The sequence below is a fragment of the Rhizobium sp. ARZ01 genome (assembly GCF_014851675.1).
Classification (GTDB): Bacteria; Pseudomonadota; Alphaproteobacteria; order Rhizobiales; family Rhizobiaceae; genus Mycoplana.
Window position 1 is genome coordinate 371,965 of sequence record NZ_JACVAE010000003.1, and the last position, 18,189, is coordinate 390,153.

The window sequence follows — 18,189 nt, forward strand, 5'->3', positions numbered from 1 at the left end:
ACCGGGCCACTGGCTCGTCTACAGGCTGGCCTGTTCGCTGACCCGCTTTTGGTCAGGGAAGCTGATCGGCGCGGTGCGCGCGGCAAGCCAGCTTGCCGGGCCGGCATCGAGCAGGCCAGCCATCGAAGTGGCGACACGTTCGTGGTAGGTGTCGATCCAATGGCGTTCCGCTTCGGTAAGCAGCGCAATCTCCGCCAGTCTGAGATCGATGGGCACGAGCGTCAGGCTGCGGAAGCTCATGAAGCCGTCGCCGTCGTCGATTACCTCCACCTGGTTTTCGATGCGGATGCCGTATTCGCCGGCCTTGTAGTATCCGGGCTCGATGGTGGTGACCATGCCGGGCGTCAGCTCTATCTCGTTGATGCGGCGATCGAAGCGCTGCGGCTGCTCATGCACCGACAGCATATGACCGACCCCGTGGCCGGTGCCGTGGTCGTAGTCGAGGCCGAGGTCCCATAGCGGCCGACGGGCGAAGGCATCGAGATGATGCCCGCAGGCTCCCGTCGGAAACTTCAGCGACATCATGGAAATGAAGCCCTTGAGAACGGCGGTATAGGCCCGGCACATCTCAGTGTTCACCGGACCGATTGCCGTCGTTCGCGTCGCATCGGTGGTCCCTGTCAGGTACTGTCCGCCGGAATCGAGCAGAAAGACGCCCCGTGACGTAATCGGCGCATTGCTCTTGTCCGTTGCCGCGTAGTGGCACATGGCGGCATTGGCGCCTGCGGCCGAGATCGTGCGGAAGCTCGACTCGACGAAGCTTTCGGCCATGCCGCGGAACGCGAGGATACGCTCCTCTGCCTCCAGCTCGGTTACCGGTTCTCCGTTTGCCTCGCGTTCACCGGCGTGCCGTTCGAGCCAGTCGAAGAAGCGGATCCAGGCGGCGCCGTCGAGCTGATGGCAATCCCGAAAGCCGGCGAGTTCGATCGGGTTCTTGTGCATTTTTGCGAGCGTAATCGGGCTTCTGGCCAGCCGAACGCTTCCGCCCGCGTCACGCGTGGCGTGCGCCACGGCCGATGAGGTAACAGCCGGATCGAACATGGCCGTACGGCCAGGCGCCGCCGCCCGCACACGCTCGAGAAGCCGTTGCGGCTCTGCGATGGCGACACCGTCGAGTTCGAAGCCGGAGAGGTCATTGGGCAGCTTGCGATGATCGACCAGCCATTCTGCCTTGCCTTCGCGGTCGACGATCATGAAGGACTGCGGCATCGGATTGCAGGCGACATCGCCGCCGCGCACGTTAAGAAACCAGGCGATGTTGTCCGGCTGGGTCTCGACCAGGAAGTCAGCGCCGTGTTCTGCGAGCATCGCCGCGATCCGGCGCCTCTTGCTGGCGACGCTTTCGCCGGAATTGGCGAGCGGAAAGGCCATGATCTTGCCGAGCGGTTTTTCCGGCTGGGCGGTCCAGATCGCATCGACGAGATCCTGCGTGACGGGAACCCAGGACCCGCCGGCTGCACTCACCGAGCGCCCGCAATCCTCATCCCAGGTCGAAGGCAGCAGCATCGGGTTGAAGCCGACCTTCTCTCCGCGCCGCAGATGTTTCGCCAGCCAGTCTTTCAGGGGCGCATTATGGAGATGCTCGACCTGGAACTGATCCAGGTCGATCTCGTCGCGCACCTGGACCTGATATCGCCCGTCGACGAAGATCGCGGCACGGTCGCGCATGATGATCGCAACCCCGGCCGATCCCGTGAAACCGGTGACATAGGCGAGCCGGCAGTCGTGCGGCGCGCAATATTCGCCTTGATGCTCATCGAAGCGGGGCACCACATAGCCGTCGAGACCTTCTTCGAGGAGCTTGCGGCGCAGGGCTGCGATGCGACCGGATGTGTCCGGTCTTGCTGTCGATGTCATGTCGTCTTTTCCTTGAAAATGATGGTCTTAGGTGTCCGCGATTGTTTCGGCGAAGTGGCAGGCGACCATGCCCGCGCCGACCGATCTCAGTGCCGGCCTTTCGCGCCGGCAAAGCTCGGCCGCATGCGGGCAGCGCACATGAAACGGGCAGCCTGAAGGGATATTGAGCGGTGAGGGCAGTTCGCCGGCAAGCGCCGGCCCCTGGCGGCGCGTACCCGGATCGAGCGAGGGTGCCGCGGCGAGCAGCGCTTTCGAATAGGGATGCATCGGGCTCTTGAACAGCGCCTCCGACGGGCCGATCTCGACGATCGCGCCGAGATAGATCACGGCGACGCGATGGGAGACGTGACGGACGAGCCTCAGGTCATGGGCGACGAAAAGCACCGTCAGGCCGAGCTTGTCCTGAAGCTCGAGGAGAAGGTTGACGACTTGCGCCTGCACCGAGACGTCGAGTGCGGACACAAGCTCGTCCGCCACCAGGCAGGTCGGTTCGAGCGCAAGCGCCCGGGCAATGCCGATCCGTTGGCGTTGGCCGCCGGAAAACTCGTGCGGATACTTGTCGGCCGCGCCATCCGGCAGCCGGACGAGCTCCAGAAGCTCATCCACGCGCCGGTCTATGCCCGCGCCTTGACGCATGCGATGGACGCTGATCGCCTCGCGCAGGGTATCGCGCACCGTCATGCGCGGGTTGAGCGACGTATAAGGATCCTGGAACATCATCTGGACCCGCCGATTGTATGATCGGCGCCGCGCTCCCTTGAGGTCGACGACGCTTTCGCCTTCGAACAGGATGTCGCCGGCCGATGGGCGGTGCAGCCCGGCGATGCAACGTGCCAGCGTGGACTTGCCGCAACCGGATTCGCCGACGATCCCGAGCGTCTCACCCGCCATGACATCGAGGTCGATGCCGTTCAGCGCCGAGACGACCTGGTGCGGCCGGCCTGCGAGCGCATCCCCGAGCGAGCGCCGCTTCTTGAACTGTATCGCGAGGTCGCGAATGGAAAGAAGCGGCTTTTCCGCCGTTGACGTGGCAATGCTCATTGTGCCGCCTCCCGCTGGGCGAAAAACACAGACGCCTCTTCAAGTTGATGACAGGCGACGTGACGCCGATCGCCGACCGCCGCGAGCGGCGGTCGAACGTCCCGGCACGAGGGGGCGGCAACCGGGCAGCGCGCTGTGAAGGCGCAGCCGGGTGGCAGGGCGTTCAGCGCCGGCGGCGCGCCGGGAATGGAATAGAGCGGCGTGCGCGGCGGCACGTCTCTCGGAATCGAGCGCAGCAGCCCCAGCGTATAGGGGTGACGCGCGCTGCCGATCACATCCACCGTCGATCCGGTCTCGCACAGCCTGCCGCCATACATCACCGCGACACGATCGCAGGTCTCGGCAACGACCCCCATGTCATGGGTGACGAGGATCACCGCCATGCCGAGGTCCCGGCTGAGCGACTGGATCAGTCGCAGGATCTGATCCTGGATCGTGACGTCGAGCGCCGTCGTCGGCTCATCGGCGAGCAGCAATTGCGGGTTCGAGGCGAGCGCAATGGCGATCATCACCCGTTGCCGCATGCCGCCGGAAAACTCGTGCGGGTAGTCATCGAGGCGGTTGCGGGCTGCGGGGATGCCGACCATGTCGAGCAGTTCAATCGCCCGTGTCTTCCTCGCCCTCGCATCGAGATCCGTGTGGGCCACGAGATTTTCCTGGATCTGCAGGCCGACGGTCAGGAGCGGATTGAGCGAGGACATCGGCTCCTGGAAGATCATCGCGATTTCCTTTCCGCGCACCCGCCGCAGTTGGGCTTCGTCGAGCGTGGCGAGGTCTCGCCCCCTCCAGAAGATCTCGCCACTGACCCGGCCGCGCGGGCGCACGATGCCGAGGATCGAGCGTAGCGTGATGCTCTTGCCCGAGCCGGACTCACCAACCAGGCCGAGGATCTCGCCCTCTCTCACCTGAAAGGAAACGTCATCGACGGCGACGAGCGGCCTTTCGATCGGCCCAAACTCGGTGCGCAGGTGTCGTACATCAAGGACGATGTTCTTCTGTGCGGTCATGTCAGCGTCCCTTCGGGCGTAGCAGGTCCGCCAGCGCATCACCGACAAGGCTGAAGCCGAGGCCGGTCAGGACGATCGCAATGCCGGGCATCAGGCTCATCCACCAGGCAGTCAGGAGGAAATTGCGCCCCTCGGCGATCAGGACGCCCCATTCGGCTGCCGGCGGCTGGGCGCCGAGACCGAGATAACCGAGCGAGGAGCCGAGCAGGATCGCGAGCGCCATGTCGGTCATCCAATAGACGATGATCGGGGAGATGGCGTTCGGCAGCAGGTGGCGGAAGATGATGCGGCGATCGGAATAGCCGAGCACCCGGCCGGCAGCGGCATAGTCGTTCGCCTTCTGCGCCATGATTTCGGCGCGGGTCAGCCGGGCGTAGTAGACCCAGTTTACCGCGGTGATCGCCACGTACATGTTGACGAGGCCAGGCCCGAGGACCGCCACGATGGCGATCACCAGGACCAGGAACGGGAAGGTGATGATTGCGTCGACGCAGCGCCCGAAAATCGTATCGGCAATGCCGCCGTAGTAACCGACGAACGCACCGACCATCAGGCCCACCAGGAGCGCAAAAAATGTCGCGAAAAACGCGATCTGCATGTCGACGCGATAGGCCCAGATCACCCGGGACAGCACATCGCGGCCGAAATTGTCGGTGCCGAAGGGGTGCGCCAGGCTCGGCCCCTGCTGAATCGCCTGCAGATCGAAGGCGAGCGGGTCGTAGGGAGCAAAGAACCCGGGGAACAGCGCAAGCGCCAGTGACAGGGCAAGGATGGCGACGCCGACGACGAAGGACGGCCGGGCGAAGGCCCTGGTGAGAAAGCTTCGCAGACGGCCGGGCGCGTGGGGACGGGATTGGGTTAGGGCGCTCATGATTGGCGAAGCCTCGGATCGAGCCAGGACTGCACGACATCCGTCAGCAGGAAGACGACGGAAACGAGAACGGCGAAGGTCAGCGTAAGCCCCTGGATCAGCGGATAGTCGCGCGCGAAGATCGCTTCCAGCATCAGCCGCCCGACGCCGGGCACGGCAAAGACGGTCTCCGTCACCAGGGTGCCGCTCATCAGGTTGCCGATCGAAAGGCCGAGCAGCGTGACGGTCGAGACTAGCGCATTGCGCAGCACGTGACGCGTCATGATGATGCGGGGCGCCAGGCCCTTCGCGCGGGCGAACTGCACGTAGTCGGCGTCGAGCACTTCGATGAGCGAGGCGCGCAGATTGCGCAGGATGATTGCGGAGGTATAGAGCGCAACGCTAAGCGCCGGCAGTATGAGGTGATAGAGATTGTCTACAAACCCAGTGCCGTAGCCGCCGACCGGGAACAGGCGCAGCTGCGCCGCCAGCACCGTCAGCAGCACCAGGCCGATATAGAAGACCGGCATGGACAGGCCGACCTGGAAGACGCCGCGGATTGCGATGTCGACGGTGCTGTTGGCCCGGGATGCGGCGAGGAAGGCGAGCGGCCCGGCGAGGCAAACGGCCAGAATCACGGAATAGAGCGCCAGGAAGATCGTCGTCGGCAGGCGGTCCAGGATGATCTCCATGACCGGCGCCTTGAGCATGATCGAGCGGCCGAGATCGCCCGTCAGCGTGTTCTTGACGAAGACGAGAAACTGGATCGGCAGCGGCTGGTCGAGGCCGAGATTGTGGCGGATCTGCTCGAGCTGGGCGTCGGTCGCCTTGGCCTCGGCCATGGCAATCGCCGGGTCGCCCGGCAACAGGCGCACGAGCAGGAAGATGAAGACCATCACCAGCAGGAATGTCGGGATGATCTGCAGAAGTCGTGTGAGAAGATAGGAAAGCGAGGGCATGGGATGAGCCTCAAGCCGGATGCCGCACGCAATATGCGCCCGGCATCCGGGTTATCATGCTGTTGTCACTTGGCGCGCCAGGCTTCGGAGAAGTCATTCGCTCCGAGCGGGGTCTGGACGTAGCCTTCGATCGACTTGGAGACGGCAACGGCAAAAGGCGTCTCGAAGAGGAAGAGCAGGGGGGCTTCCGCCGCATAGATCTCCTGCATCTTCTTGTATTCGTCCTTGCGTTTCGCCGGATCGACTTCGACGTTGGAGGCTTCGAAGAGCGCGTTGAACTCGGCATTGTTCCAGCCCGTGCCGACGGCCTGGCGCTGCTTGTAGTAGCCGAGCCAGCCGGTCACCTGCGCCGGGTCGTTCACGTCGTTCGCCCAGCCATAGGTATGGATGTCGAAGTCGCCGGACCGGTTCTTTTCGCCGCGGGTCGGGTTGTCGACCTGCTCGACCTGCAGATTGACGCCCAGCGGCGCCCACATCTGCTGGAGCGCGGTGAACAGCGTCGCGTCGTCGGCGCTGCCGGCAAGTGTCGTGAGCTTCACCTCGAACCCGCCGCTCAAACCCGCCTCATCAAGCAGTTGCTTGGCCTTCTCCGGATTGTAGGGGTAGAGGGGCTCGGGGCCGTAGTGCAACTGCGTTGCCGCCGACATGAGCGATGTCATGGGCTTGCCGGTATCGAAGGTGACGAGCTTGATCAGCACGTTCTTGTCGGTCGCATAGTTCAGCGCCTGGCGCACCTTGACGTCGGCGAGCGGGTTCTTCGATCCATCCTTGCGGGTGTCGCGCGTATTGATCGGCGCATAGACGATACGCGTCGACGGGAAGAGTTCCATCGTCAGGTTCGGATCGGCGCCGAGTTCGCCGACGCGGGCGAAGGGAATGAATTCAGCCGCATCGACCTCGCCGGCCTGCAGCTTCAGGATACGGGTAGCGTCATCCGGGATGACGATAAAATCGACCTGGTCGAGATAGGGGAGCGGCTTGCCGTCTTCGCCCGGACGCCAGTAGTTCGGGTTCCGCGCAAAGCTCATGCTCGATCCCTGAACACGGCTTTTCAGCGTGAACGGGCCGGAGGTGACGGGGCCGGCGGCGAAAAAGGCACGCGCCTTCTCCTGATCGTTGGCGCCGGCAGCCTTCTCGAACGCAGCCTTCGGCATGATGCCGGTGTTGAAGGTGGCGAGGATGGAGATGATCGTCGGATCCGGATTTTTCAGCGACAGCGTGATCTTGCGATCCTCGGCGCTGATCTTTTCGACGGCGCCCAGCAGGCCCGCCCAGGGGCCGAGCTCCGGATCGCGCGCACGATCGAGCGAGAAGACGACGTCGGCGCCGGTCAGTGGCGAACCATCGGAAAATTTGAGGCCGTCCTTGAGCGTCAGCGTAACTGTCCGGCCGTCCGCCGATACCTCGTATCCCTCGGCGAGGCCGGGCTCGATCATGCCATCCGGGCCATTGCGCAGAAGGGTCTCATAAAGGCCGGTCACCATCCACAGATCCGGATTGCGGTCGGCATAAACGGGGTCGATGACGGTGGAATCGTCATACCGGGCAAAGGTCATGACGCCACCGCGTTCGATTGCGAATGCGGACGTGGCGGACGCCAATCCGAGTGCCGCACCGAGAAGAATCGGCAATAAACGTTTCATTATCACTCCTCCGTTCAATGGCACGCGACGATCGGATATTGGATCCAAACTATCCGGACATTTTCCTTTGCGTCCGGACCGTCGCGAGAGCATTGTTGTTGTCTCCCCATCAAGGCGGTGCGCGCCGGTGTTACCGGCTTGCGCATCCGACTTTAGCTGAACTAAAGTTCATGGATAGACGCAAGTCAAGCGGAAAGAAGATATGACCCTCGACACTGACGAGGCGGTCGCGGCAGATGCCGGCACCCCTCCTTCCGAATTTCCGGCAGCTGCCAAGCTCGGCCCCATGCTGCGAGCGCGCCGCAAGGAAATCGGCAAGACCATGAAACAAGTTGCTGCCGAAGCTGGTCTGACAGAGGGCTTCATCAGTCAGATCGAACGGGGACTCTCGACGCCATCGCTGATTTCGCTCTACAACGTCGTCAACGCGCTCGGCACCACTGTCGATGCCTTCCTGTCGCAACCGCCACGACATTCACATTCGATGGTATCCCATGCAGGAGAGCGGCCTGGTTACAATGTAGAGACGAAGGAACGGGTTTACGAGCTGCTTGAACGTGGCTTCCCGGGTGCCAAGCTCAACGGCTGCATCACCCACATGCCGCCGGGCTATGTCTCCGAACTGACGAGCCACGAGGGTGAGGACTTCCTCTACCTGATCGAGGGCGAGATGCTCTACGAGGTCGACGGCAAGGAATACCGGCTGCGTGCCGGGGACACGCTGCATTTTCCGTCCTCCCTGCCGCATCGGGCCCGCAATGTCGGCCCGGGGCCTGCAAGGGAACTCTGGGTGGGCACCACCCGTATCATTACGGAGGACTGAGCTTCCGGCACCGCGCGAGGCTCGCGCGGTGCCGTAGAGCGTACTATTGCTTGCGCGGCCAGGTGTCGGCGAGGCGGTAGCCGGCCGGCCACGGATCGTCCGGATCGAGCATCACCTGGTGCGTGCCGGTGACCCAGGCCCGCCCGGAGATTTCCGGAACGATCGCCGGGCGACCGCCGACTGTAGTTTCGCCGACGATCCGGCAATCGAAACGCGAATCGATGATCGAATGGCCGCTGAAGCGCTGTCCGACCTTCATCAGGCCGCGGGCATGCAGCACCGCCATGCGTGCCGAACATCCCGTGCCGGTCGGCGACCTGTCGAGCTTTGCCGGCTGGATGACGACCGTGTTGCGGCCATGAAGGACGCCGTCCTTCTCTTCGACCGGCAGCGCCAGCTGGCAGAACGAGATGTGGTTCCACTCCGGGTTTTCCGGATGGGTGAAGCCAAGCTGTTCGTTGGCCGCATTGGTGATGCGGATACCGGTCTCGGCAAGCTCGCGCGCCTCATCTGGCGTTACGGAGAATCCGAGCGCGCGGGCATCGGCGATGACAAAGCTGTCGCCGCCATAGGCCGTGTCGACCGTGAGCGTTCCGAGGCCTTCCACTTCGAGCTTTGCATCGAGCTTGTCGGCGAAGGAGGGAACGTTGGTGACGGTGATGCGTTCAGCCTTGCCGTTGCGGCAGGTGGCAACCACGTCGACCAGCCCGCCGGGGGCCTCCAGAACCATCCGCGTTTCCGGCTCGACCATCGGCACGATGCCGCTGTCGAGCAGTACCGTGGAAACACAGATCGAGTTCGAGCCGGACATTGGCGGCGTGTCCTCCGGCTCCATGATGATGAAGCCCATCGTCGCCCGCGGGTCCTTCGGCGGCACCAGGAGATTGATGTGGCGGAAGACGCCGCCGCGCGGCTCGTTCAGCACGAAGTTGCGCAGGCCCTGGTCCTCCGCGATGAAGCGGCGCTGCTCCCAAACGGTCTTGCCGGGTGGCGGTGCGACGCCGCCGACGATGACGTCGCCAACCTCGCCCTCGGCGTGACAGGAAACGATGTGGATTACCTTGCTGCTGCGCATACCTCTTACTCCCTCATATCGACACGCTCCGACCGTGCTACGCATGTTTCACGAGATCGGTGACGCTTTTGAGATCCGTGCCGGCTCGGACGTTTGATGCCTCCGGGTCGGCGGAAATCACTCATAGAAATATTGGATCCAATATACAATATGAAATATGATTGAAACCTTCAGCCGCGCACGCTCTGTTGCCCGCGTGACGGATTGGACCTATGACCGAAAAATGGCAGCGGCGAACGTTGCCCTTCGCAAACTGGGGTTTGGACATATGAAGCTCGATGCCGTCGATGTCAGGCAAGCCGCGTCCGCGGCCGATATCGTCTATGAGGCGCTGCGCAAGGCCATCATCGAGGGCGATCTTGGCGAAGGCGAAAACCTCAGGCAGGACCAGATCGCGCAGATGTTCAACACCAGCCGCATCCCCGTGCGCGAAGCGCTGTCGCGGCTGGAGCAACAAGGCTTGATCACGACACAACGCTACAAGGGCGCTGTCGTCGCTGGCCTTTCGATCGAAGAGATCGAGGAAATCTTCGAATTCCGGGCAATGCTGGAAGCCGAGGTCATCCGCCTGGCAGTACCCAACATGGATCGCCGGACGCTCGACATTGCTCGGGGGTACTGCGAGGAGTTCGGCCGAGAGCCCGATCCGGCCAAATGGGGCGAGACCAACCGCAGCTTTCACTACAGTCTCTACGAAGCCGCCCGCCGGCCGTATTATCTGCAGATCGTTCGTGGTTCACTTGATCGCATCGATCGATATCTGCGAGCTCAACTCACCCTGACCGACGGCGTCATGCGAGCCAAGCGCGAGCATCAGGCGATCCTGGAGGCGTGCATGGCGAAAGATGCGGAACTCGCCTCGCAGTTGACGCGAAACCACGTTCTGGATGCTGGTCGCTCGCTCGTCGCCTTCCTGCGCGAAGAGAGGGCCTGATCAGCGGACATCGACCTTCCGTGGGCACCGAATTGGCTATTTGAGCCTGTTCGCCTCCGCGACGAAGTCGGACAGCATGGGCACATAGTCCTCGCCGCGACCGGCGTTGACGGCCAGGGCGAATGAATTGCGCACGGCCGCCCCAACAGGGTTGGCAACGCCTTCGGCGTTGGCGAAGGCGGCGAGGTAGCTCATGTCCTTGAAGCCGTTACGGATGGCAAACTTGTGGGCATTCGGGTCGCGCTCCAGAACCCAGCGAAAGAAGGTCTGGTAGAAGCCGCAATCCATCCGTCCGCCGCGGATGACGCTGTCGAAGGTTTCCGGCATCAGCCCTGCCTTGCGGCCCAGCATGAGGGCCTCCGAATAGAGCGCGGCATAGCCCATCGACAGGAAATTGTTCAGAAGCTTCATGGTGTGCCCCGTTCCCGTCGGCCCGGTGTGGATGACGCGGCCGGCGAAGCAGTCGAGGATGGGCCGGATCCGGGCGATGTCCGCATCGGCACCGCCGACCATCACGTCAAGCGTGCCGGCGGCGGCATCGGCCGGCGTGCGGCCGAGCGGCGCGTCGATCAGCGTGATCCCCTTCGCCGCGAGCTTTGCTGCAAGCGTCGTGGTGACGGACGGGTCGGAGGTGGAGCAGTCGATGATGGTGAGTACCCGGCCCGAAGCCGCGATGCCATCCGTTCCCTCGACGACATCAAGAACTTCCGGCGAGCCAGTGACGCAAAGGACGATCACGTCGCAGCGCTCCGCCATCTCGCGCGGCGACTTCGCTTCGGTCGCGCCCTTGGCGAGCAATGTCTCGAGTGGTGCGCGGTTGCGGTGCGCCATGCCGACCAGCGGATGTCCCTTTGCCAGGATGTTTGCCGCCATGCCCTGGCCCATGAACCCGAGTCCGATGAAGCCCACTGCCTGCTTGGTCATGGTCGTCTTCCTTTCGTCGTCCGCGTGCGCGCCTGTCGCCAGAATAGCAGCCGGCATTGCCGACGCGTAGAGTTGATGGTCGTTCTGTCAGTTGTTCATGAAGACGTAGTCCGTCTCCTGCCTCAGCGTTTCGCCGGGGCGTAGTACAGCTTTCGGAAAAGCTGCGTGGTTGACCGCATCAGGCCAGATCTGCGTTTCCAGGCAAAAGCCGGCAAAGGGGCCGTAGCGCCGCCCCTCGTGGCCAGGTACCGGCACGTCGAGCTTTGCGCCCGTGTAGAACTGCACGCCCGGCTCGGTGGTCCGCACCTCCATCGACACACCGGAGTTGAGGCTGCGCGCGCGAGCGACCGAGCTCTTGGCGCGACGTTCCGCAGCCAGACAGAAGTTGTGATCGAAGGCGCCGCCGCCCGCATCGGTCTGTCGACGCAACGGCGTCATTTCGCGCAAATCGAACGGCGTTCCGTCAACAGGGCGGATTTCACCGGTCGGGATGAGACGGCTGTCGACGGGCAGGTAGTGATCTGCAGCGATCATGAGGTCGTGCCCAAGTGCGTCCTCACCGCCGTCGAGATTGAAATAGCTATGCTGACAGACGTTGGCGATTGTCGCCGCGTCGCTCGTCGTTTCGTAGAGCACAGACAGAGTGCCTTCGCCGCCCAGCCGATAGGTGCAGGTGATGGTGCAATTGCCGGGGTAACCGGCGCGACCGTCAGGATCGACAATGCGCAGCACGACATGGCTTTCCGATTGTTCGACGATCTGCCAATTGCACTTTGCGATGCAGTCGCTGCCGCCATGAAGGTGAGTGACGCCATTCTCGTTCAATTCGAGCTGGTAGGCGGTTCCGTCGATTTCAAATCGGCCGTTGCCGATGCGGTTCGAATTGCGGCCGGGCGTCGCGCCGAAATAGGGGGAATGGGCGAGGTAGTCCGACAGTTTCTCGAAACCGAGCACCAGCGGCGGTGGGTGACCTGCGAGACGCAGATCCTGAATGACGGCACCCCAGGTGATGACCTGCGCCGTCAGTCCGCCGCCCGAGATCGTGATCCGATAGACCGGCTCGCCCGTCGGCATCCTGCCGAACAGTTCATTCTCCGCATTCACCGCATGTCCTCCCCGGTCTGCTACTCACATGATCGGTTTAGCCGAACCAACATCGGCAAATTGAGGCAAAACCCGAGCCGGGGCAATTATAAAATCATACTTTTGCGGGAGATTAGCGCGACAGTTCCTTCGTCGCCGACTGCAGCCCGGCAAGCGTCAGCGGAAACATGCGACCCTGCATGAGGCGGTCGATCAGTCCGATCGACTGCGTATAGGACCAATACTCCTGCTTCACGGGGTTGAGCCAGATCGACCGGTGAAAGTGCTCGGTGATTCTGGACATCCAGACCGCGCCGGCTTCCTTGTTCCAGTGCTCGACGGAGCCACCCGGATGGGTGACCTCGTAGGGGCTCATCGATGCGTCGCCCACGAAGATCACGCGATAGTCGCTGCCGTAGGTGCGGATCACGTCGAGTGTGGACGTGACGTCGACGCGCCGGCGTCGGTTATCCTTCCAGACGCCCTCGTAGATGCAGTTGTGGAAATAGAAATGCTCCAGATGCCGGAATTCGGCGCGCGCGGCCGAAAAGAGTTCCTCGACATCGCGGATATGCGAGTCCATCGACCCGCCGACGTCGAAGAACATCAGGAGCTTTACCGCATTGCGCCGCTCGGGCCGCGTGACGACATCGATATAGCCGTGCTGGGCGGTGGAGCGGATCGTGCCGGGCAGATCCAGCTCGTCCGCCGCGCCCTCGCGCACCCAGCGTCGCAGCCGCTTCAGCGCGACCTTGATGTTGCGGGTGCCGAGTTCGACGCTGTCGTCGTACTCCTTGAATTCGCGCCGGTCCCAGACCTTGACGGCGCGGCGATGCCGGGATTTGTCCTGGCCGATGCGCACGCCTTCGGGATTATAGCCGAAGGCGCCGAAGGGGGATGTGCCGGCCGTGCCGATCCACTTCGAGCCACCCTGGTGGCGTCCCTTCTGTTCGGCAAGGCGCTGGCGCAAGGTCTCCATGAGCTTGTCGAAGCCGCCAAGACTCTCGACAAGACGTTTCTCCTCAGCGGAAAGGAATTTCTCTGCCAGTTTCTGCAGCCATTCAGTGGGAACCTTGATGTCGACACCTTCCGACTCGGCACCTGATACTGGCTCAAGCCCCTTGAAGGTCTCGGCAAAGACGCGGTCGAAGCGATCGATGAAGCGTTCGTCCTTCACCAGTGCGCTGCGGGCGAGATAGTAGAAGGCCTCCACGTCGAAGTCCGCAATACCTGCTTCCATGCCTTCCAGCAGCGCCAGGAATTCCCGGAGCGTGACCGGAATCTTCGCAGCCTTGAGCGCAAGAAAAAACGGAATGAACATGGCCGTCAGAGGTTCTTCTGGTAGATGATGAACGGCGTCTTCTCGGCGATGCGGTCATAGAGGCGGCGCGCGGTCGCGTTGAACTCCTGCGTCATCCAGTGAACCTCAGGCGTGCCCGCTTCGGCAGCCTTGGCATAGACCGCCTCGATCAGCGCCCTGCCGACGCCGATGCCGCGCACTTCAGGATCGGTATAGAGATCCTGCAGGTAGCAGACATTGTTGATGGTCCAGCAGGAGCGATGGAAGAGATAGTGGGCAAGGCCGACAGGCTTGCCGTCATGGAAGGCAAGCAGGCCAGCGAATTCATTGGCGCCGCCCTCCGTCAGGCGCGCGAAAGTCGAACGATAGATCTCCTCGGGCAGCGTGGTCTCGTAGAAGGTGAGATAGTCTGTCCAGAGGCGGCGCCAATCGGGCTCGTCCGCCTGCGTGACGGGCCTGATTACGAGTCCTTCCATGCGCTATCCCTCCGAACCGATTTTCTCCAGGTCATACGGCGTCGACTGGTACATCTCGTTGATCCAGTTGCCGAACAGCAGATGCGCATGGCTTCGCCAGCGGTTCAAGGGGGCGATGGCCGGATCGTTGTGGGGGAAATAGTTCCTCGGCATCTTGATCGGAACGCCGGCGTTCACGTCGCGGAAATACTCGTCGGCCAGCGAAGTCGAGTCGTATTCCACGTGGTTGAAGACGTAGAGCCGCTTGCCCGCCTTCTCCTGCACGAAACACACGCCCGTCTCGTCGGATTCCATCAGGATCTCCAGATCCGGGCGTTTGCGGATGTCCTCGGCGCGCACCTCCGTCCAGCGGGAGACCGGGATCTGGAAATCGTCGGAAAACCCATTGAGGAAGACGGACGAGGGATTGCGGTTGTGGTGGCGGAAGACGCCGAAGGCCTTTTCGTTAAGCGTGTACTTCGGCACGCCGTGGAAGTGGTAGATCGCCGCCATCGCGCCCCAGCAGACGTTCAGCGTCGAGTGGACATTTGTCTCGGTCCAGTCGAAGATCTGCTTCATCTCGTCCCAATAGGTCACGTCCTCGTAGTCCAGCGTCTCGATCGGAGCGCCGGTGATGATGAACCCGTCGAACTTGCGATGCTTGATGTCCTCCCACGTGTCGTAGAAGGCGAGGAGGTGCTCTTCCGAGGTGTTTTTCGCCTTGTGACCGCCGATGCGCACCAGTGACAGTTCCACCTGCAGCGGGCTTGCGCCGACGAGGCGTGCCATCTGGATCTCGGTCTTGATCTTGTTCGGCATGAGATTCAGGAGCCCGATCTGCAACGGGCGGATATCCTGGCGGACAGCCACCGTCTCGGACATCACCCGCACGCCCTCATGAACGAGGGTTTCGAAAGCAGGCAGGGTATCGGGAATCTTGATGGGCATGGTTCACTCGATCAAACAAAAAAACCGGCGGCGACAAAATCGCGACCGGTCCGGGAAGATCTCTTCTCGCGGCCCTTTAGCGACTTGTTTTACGTGGCTGCAAGCCGGCCGGCCAAATCACCACGGGACATGTCTTCAATAGCGCCAGACGGCGCCGGAATCAATCGCCCGTCCCGGAACGGTTAGCCGTCGCGCCGTGCCATGAAGGCCAGCCGCTCGAACAGGTGCACGTCCTGCTCATTCTTGAGCAGGGCGCCATAGAGTTTCGGCAGCATAGTTTTTGGATCGGTGCGCAGATCGCCAGGCTCCACCTCGTCGGCGACGAGCAGCCGAATCCAGTCGAGCGCTTCGGAGGTGGACGGTCTTTTCTTCAGGCCGGGCGTTTCCCGGATTTCAAAGAAGGTGGAAAGTGCGGCCGAAAGCAACGACTTGCGGATGCCGGGATAGTGCACTTCGATGATGCGTGCCAGCGTCTCGGCGTCGGGAAAGCGGATGTAGTGGAAGAAGCAGCGGCGCAGGAAGGCGTCCGGCAGCTCCTTCTCGTTGTTGGAGGTTATGATAACGATCGGGCGGTTTGCTGCGGCAACGGTCTCGCTCGTCTCGTAGACGTGGAACTCCATGCGGTCGAGTTCCTGCAGCAGGTCATTCGGAAACTCGATATCGGCCTTGTCGATCTCGTCGATCAACAGAACGGTTTTTATTGGCGCCTCGAAGGCCTGCCAGAGCTTGCCCTTGCGGATATAGTTGCGCACGTCGTTGATGCGCTCGTCGCCGAGCTGGCTGTCACGCAGGCGGGAGACGACGTCATACTCGTAGAGGCCCTGCTGGGCCTTGGTCGTCGACTTCACGCTCCACTCGATCAGGTCGAGGCCGAGGGCGGTCGCCACCTGGCGGGCGAGTTCCGTCTTGCCAGTTCCGGGTTCACCCTTGACGAGCAGCGGACGCTCAAGCCGGATCGCCGCGTTGACGGCAACCATCAGATCCTTGTCGGCAACGTAATCGGCTGTTCCGGTAAACTGCATGCTTCTGCCCTGCTGAATTTTCGCAGGGGCCATCTAAGGGATGGCGGCATGGTCCGTAAAGGGGATAAGCCAAACGCCCTGCTCGCCGCCTTCGCGCGACGAGCAGATTTCGTGCCCGAAATTCCGGTCGAATTCCGTGGCTCAGACCACGAACTGCCCACCATTGGCCGTGATCGTCGAGCCGGTGATGAAACCGGCATCGTCGGATGCAAGGAAGAGGACGCAGCGGGCGATCTCTTCGGGCTCGCCCAACCGGCCTACGGGGATCTGCGGGATGATGCGTTCGTTCAACACCTTTTCAGGCACGGCGCGAACCATTTCCGTGCCGATATAGCCCGGGCAGATGGCATTGACGGTGATCCCCTTGGCCGCACCCTCCTGCGCTAAGGCCTTGGTGAAGCCGAGATCGCCGGCTTTGGCGGCGGAGTAGTTCACCTGCCCCATCTGGCCTTTCTGACCGTTGATGGAGGAAATGTTGATCACCCGGCCGAAACTGCGGTCGCGCATGCCCGTCCAGACCGGATGGGTCATGTTGAACAGGCCGGTCAGGTTGGTGTTGACGACCTCGCCCCATTGCTGAGGCGTCATCTTGTGGAACATCGCGTCGCGGGTGATGCCGGCATTGTTGACGAGCACCTCGATGGGGCCGAGATCTGCCTCAACCTTGGCAATGCCGTCTGCGCAAGCCTCGTAGCTCGAGACGTCCCACTTGTAGACGGAAATCCCGGTTTCGGCCTTGAAGGCGTTCGCGGCCTCATCGTTGCCGGCGTAGGTGGCGGCAACCCTATAGCCAGCCTTCTTGAGGGCCGTTGAAATGGCCGCGCCGATGCCGCGCGTACCACCTGTGACCAATGCTACCCTGCTCATGTGTGCACTCCCCTCTGATGTTTTTTCGTTGGGCCAGGGGTGCCGCTGGTAAACGCCACCCCTTGAATGCGTGCGCGACGGATGCCGGCGCTAGTGTAAGTCGAGCCTTACATACGCTCGATGCACATGGCCACGCCCATGCCGCCGCCGATGCAAAGCGTCGCCAGACCCTTGGAGACGCCACGGCGCTTCATTTCGAACAAAAGCGTGTTGAGGACGCGAGCACCGGAGGCGCCGATCGGATGGCCGATGGCGATCGCGCCGCCGTTGACGTTGACGATCGACGGATCCCAGCCGAGATCCTTGTTGACTGCGCAAGCCTGGGCGGCGAATGCCTCGTTTGCCTCAACGAGGCCGAGATCGCCAACCTTCCAGCCAGCCTTTTCCAGCGCCTTGCGCGAGGCAGGGATCGGGCCGGTGCCCATGATCTTCGGATCGACACCGGCGGTCGCCCAGGAAACGATCCGGGCGAGCGGCTGGATGCCGCGGCGGGCGGCTTCGGCTTCGCTCATGAGCAACGCCGCGGCGGCGCCATCGTTGATCCCCGATGCGTTGGCGGCGGTCACCGTACCGTCCTTGTCGAAGGCCGGCTTCAGCTTGGTCATCGCATCCAGCGTTGCACCGTGGCGGATGTATTCGTCGCTATCGACGACGATGTCGCCCTTGCGGGTCTTGATGGTGAAGGGAACGATCTCGTCCTTGAAGCGGCCTGCCTTCTGCGCGGCCTCGGCTTTGTTCTGGGAGGCGACGGCGAAGGCATCCTGCTCCTCGCGGGAAAGCTGCCACTGGCGGGCGACGTTCTCCGCCGTGATTCCCATATGGTAGCCGTAGAAGGCGTCCATCAGGCCGTCCTTGATCATCGTGTCGATCATCTTGAAGTCGCCCATCTTCACGCCGCCGCGCAGGTGCGCGCAGTGCGGCGCCATGGACATGGACTCCATGCCGCCGGCGACGATGATGTTCGCATCGCCGGTTGCGATCTGCTGCATACCGAGTGCGACGGCACGAAGGCCGGAACCGCAGAGCTGGTTCATGCCCCAGGCGGTCTTCTCTTGCGGTATGCCGGCCTTCATGGCCGCCTGCCGGGCAGGGTTCTGGCCTTCGCCTGCGGGCAGAACCTGGCCCAGGATGACTTCGTCCACGTCGCTGGCCGATACGCCGGCGCGCTCGAGGACGGCGGAAATCGCTGCTGCGCCAAGTTCATGGGCGGGCGTGTTGGCGAAGGCGCCATTGAAGGAGCCGACGGCGGTCCGGGCCGCGCTTGCGATGACGATGGACGGTGTGCTCATGGGGCTACTTCCTCACTGTTTTGGACCCGCGACCGAAGGTCCACCGCAGCTTGCGGCGGTCCCGTCCCGGGAAATCCCTTTCGGTTGCCGCGCCGGTCAACTGACCTCGCCC

17 protein-coding genes and 1 riboswitch are annotated in these 18,189 nt (G+C 62.7%); of the genes, 2 read left to right on the forward strand and 15 right to left on the reverse strand.

The genetic code is table 11. The features are described 5' to 3' along the window. Positions 1 to 18 precede the first annotated feature (18 nt). The 6 genes from IB238_RS19055 to IB238_RS19080 form a co-directional block, all read right to left on the reverse strand. The gene (locus IB238_RS19055; protein ID WP_192250588.1) at positions 19 to 1,857 is read right to left on the reverse strand and encodes an aminopeptidase P family protein; all 1,839 of its coding nucleotides are present in this window, start codon (positions 1,855 to 1,857) and stop codon (positions 19 to 21) included. A 27-nt stretch (positions 1,858 to 1,884) separates the two neighbouring features. Continuing rightward, the gene (locus tag IB238_RS19060) at positions 1,885 to 2,898 is read right to left on the reverse strand and encodes an oligopeptide/dipeptide ABC transporter ATP-binding protein (RefSeq protein WP_192250591.1); all 1,014 of its coding nucleotides are present in this window, start codon (positions 2,896 to 2,898) and stop codon (positions 1,885 to 1,887) included. After that, positions 2,895 to 3,905 carry an ABC transporter ATP-binding protein gene (locus IB238_RS19065; protein ID WP_192250593.1) on the reverse strand — a complete coding sequence of 337 codons (1,011 nt, stop codon included), beginning with the start codon at positions 3,903 to 3,905 and terminating at the stop codon, positions 2,895 to 2,897. Before IB238_RS19065 ends, IB238_RS19060 begins: the two co-directional genes overlap by 4 nt. A gap of 1 nt (position 3,906) precedes the next feature. Then, complete coding sequence (locus IB238_RS19070; protein WP_192250595.1) at positions 3,907 to 4,776, reverse strand: ABC transporter permease; 870 nt, start codon at positions 4,774 to 4,776, stop codon at positions 3,907 to 3,909. Further along, complete coding sequence (locus IB238_RS19075) at positions 4,773 to 5,714, reverse strand: ABC transporter permease (protein WP_192250597.1); 942 nt, start codon at positions 5,712 to 5,714, stop codon at positions 4,773 to 4,775. The genes IB238_RS19070 and IB238_RS19075 overlap by 4 nt, the downstream gene beginning before the upstream one ends. Positions 5,715 to 5,779: 65 nt before the next feature. Further along, positions 5,780 to 7,357, reverse strand: a complete 1,578-nt coding sequence (locus IB238_RS19080; protein ID WP_192250599.1) for an ABC transporter substrate-binding protein — start codon at positions 7,355 to 7,357, stop codon at positions 5,780 to 5,782. A 202-nt stretch (positions 7,358 to 7,559) separates the two neighbouring features. Here IB238_RS19080 and IB238_RS19085 point away from each other — a divergent pair, with 202 nt between their 5' ends. Further along, entirely contained in the window at positions 7,560 to 8,180 is a 621-nt protein-coding gene (locus IB238_RS19085; RefSeq protein WP_192250601.1) for a cupin domain-containing protein, read from the forward strand. 43 nt (positions 8,181 to 8,223) lie between these two features. Here IB238_RS19085 and IB238_RS19090 read toward each other — a convergent pair whose 3' ends face one another. Beyond that, the gene (locus tag IB238_RS19090) at positions 8,224 to 9,255 is read right to left on the reverse strand and encodes a proline racemase family protein (protein WP_192250603.1); all 1,032 of its coding nucleotides are present in this window, start codon (positions 9,253 to 9,255) and stop codon (positions 8,224 to 8,226) included. Positions 9,256 to 9,478: 223 nt separating this feature from the next. Between IB238_RS19090 and IB238_RS19095 the strand changes: the two genes are divergently transcribed. Then, positions 9,479 to 10,189, forward strand: a complete 711-nt coding sequence (locus tag IB238_RS19095) for a GntR family transcriptional regulator (protein WP_246723724.1) — start codon at positions 9,479 to 9,481, stop codon at positions 10,187 to 10,189. 36 nt (positions 10,190 to 10,225) lie between these two features. On the opposite strand, the gene IB238_RS19100 is transcribed toward IB238_RS19095, so the two are convergent. The 8 genes from IB238_RS19100 to IB238_RS19135 form a co-directional block, all read right to left on the reverse strand. Continuing rightward, positions 10,226 to 11,170, reverse strand: coding sequence for an NAD(P)-dependent oxidoreductase (locus IB238_RS19100; RefSeq protein ID WP_348648271.1), 945 nt, complete (start codon positions 11,168 to 11,170; stop codon positions 10,226 to 10,228). Positions 11,171 to 11,200: 30 nt separating this feature from the next. Beyond that, on the reverse strand, positions 11,201 to 12,217 hold the full coding sequence (locus IB238_RS19105) for an aldose epimerase family protein (RefSeq protein WP_192250609.1): 1,017 nt from the start codon (positions 12,215 to 12,217) through the stop codon (positions 11,201 to 11,203). A gap of 112 nt (positions 12,218 to 12,329) precedes the next feature. Next, complete coding sequence (locus tag IB238_RS19110; RefSeq protein ID WP_192250611.1) at positions 12,330 to 13,517, reverse strand: VWA domain-containing protein; 1,188 nt, start codon at positions 13,515 to 13,517, stop codon at positions 12,330 to 12,332. 5 nt (positions 13,518 to 13,522) lie between these two features. Then, positions 13,523 to 13,972, reverse strand: a complete 450-nt coding sequence (locus IB238_RS19115; protein ID WP_192250614.1) for a GNAT family N-acetyltransferase — start codon at positions 13,970 to 13,972, stop codon at positions 13,523 to 13,525. Between the two features lie 3 nt (positions 13,973 to 13,975). Next, the gene (gene metA / locus IB238_RS19120; RefSeq protein WP_192250617.1) at positions 13,976 to 14,899 is read right to left on the reverse strand and encodes a homoserine O-succinyltransferase; all 924 of its coding nucleotides are present in this window, start codon (positions 14,897 to 14,899) and stop codon (positions 13,976 to 13,978) included. A 56-nt stretch (positions 14,900 to 14,955) separates the two neighbouring features. Beyond that, positions 14,956 to 15,033, reverse strand: a riboswitch (SAM riboswitch). A gap of 48 nt (positions 15,034 to 15,081) precedes the next feature. Then, the gene (locus tag IB238_RS19125; RefSeq protein WP_192250620.1) at positions 15,082 to 15,921 is read right to left on the reverse strand and encodes a MoxR family ATPase; all 840 of its coding nucleotides are present in this window, start codon (positions 15,919 to 15,921) and stop codon (positions 15,082 to 15,084) included. Between the two features lie 141 nt (positions 15,922 to 16,062). Then, entirely contained in the window at positions 16,063 to 16,788 is a 726-nt protein-coding gene (locus IB238_RS19130; RefSeq protein WP_192250623.1) for a beta-ketoacyl-ACP reductase, read from the reverse strand. Positions 16,789 to 16,895: 107 nt separating this feature from the next. Further along, complete coding sequence (locus IB238_RS19135) at positions 16,896 to 18,077, reverse strand: acetyl-CoA C-acetyltransferase (protein WP_192250625.1); 1,182 nt, start codon at positions 18,075 to 18,077, stop codon at positions 16,896 to 16,898. Positions 18,078 to 18,189 lie beyond the last annotated feature (112 nt).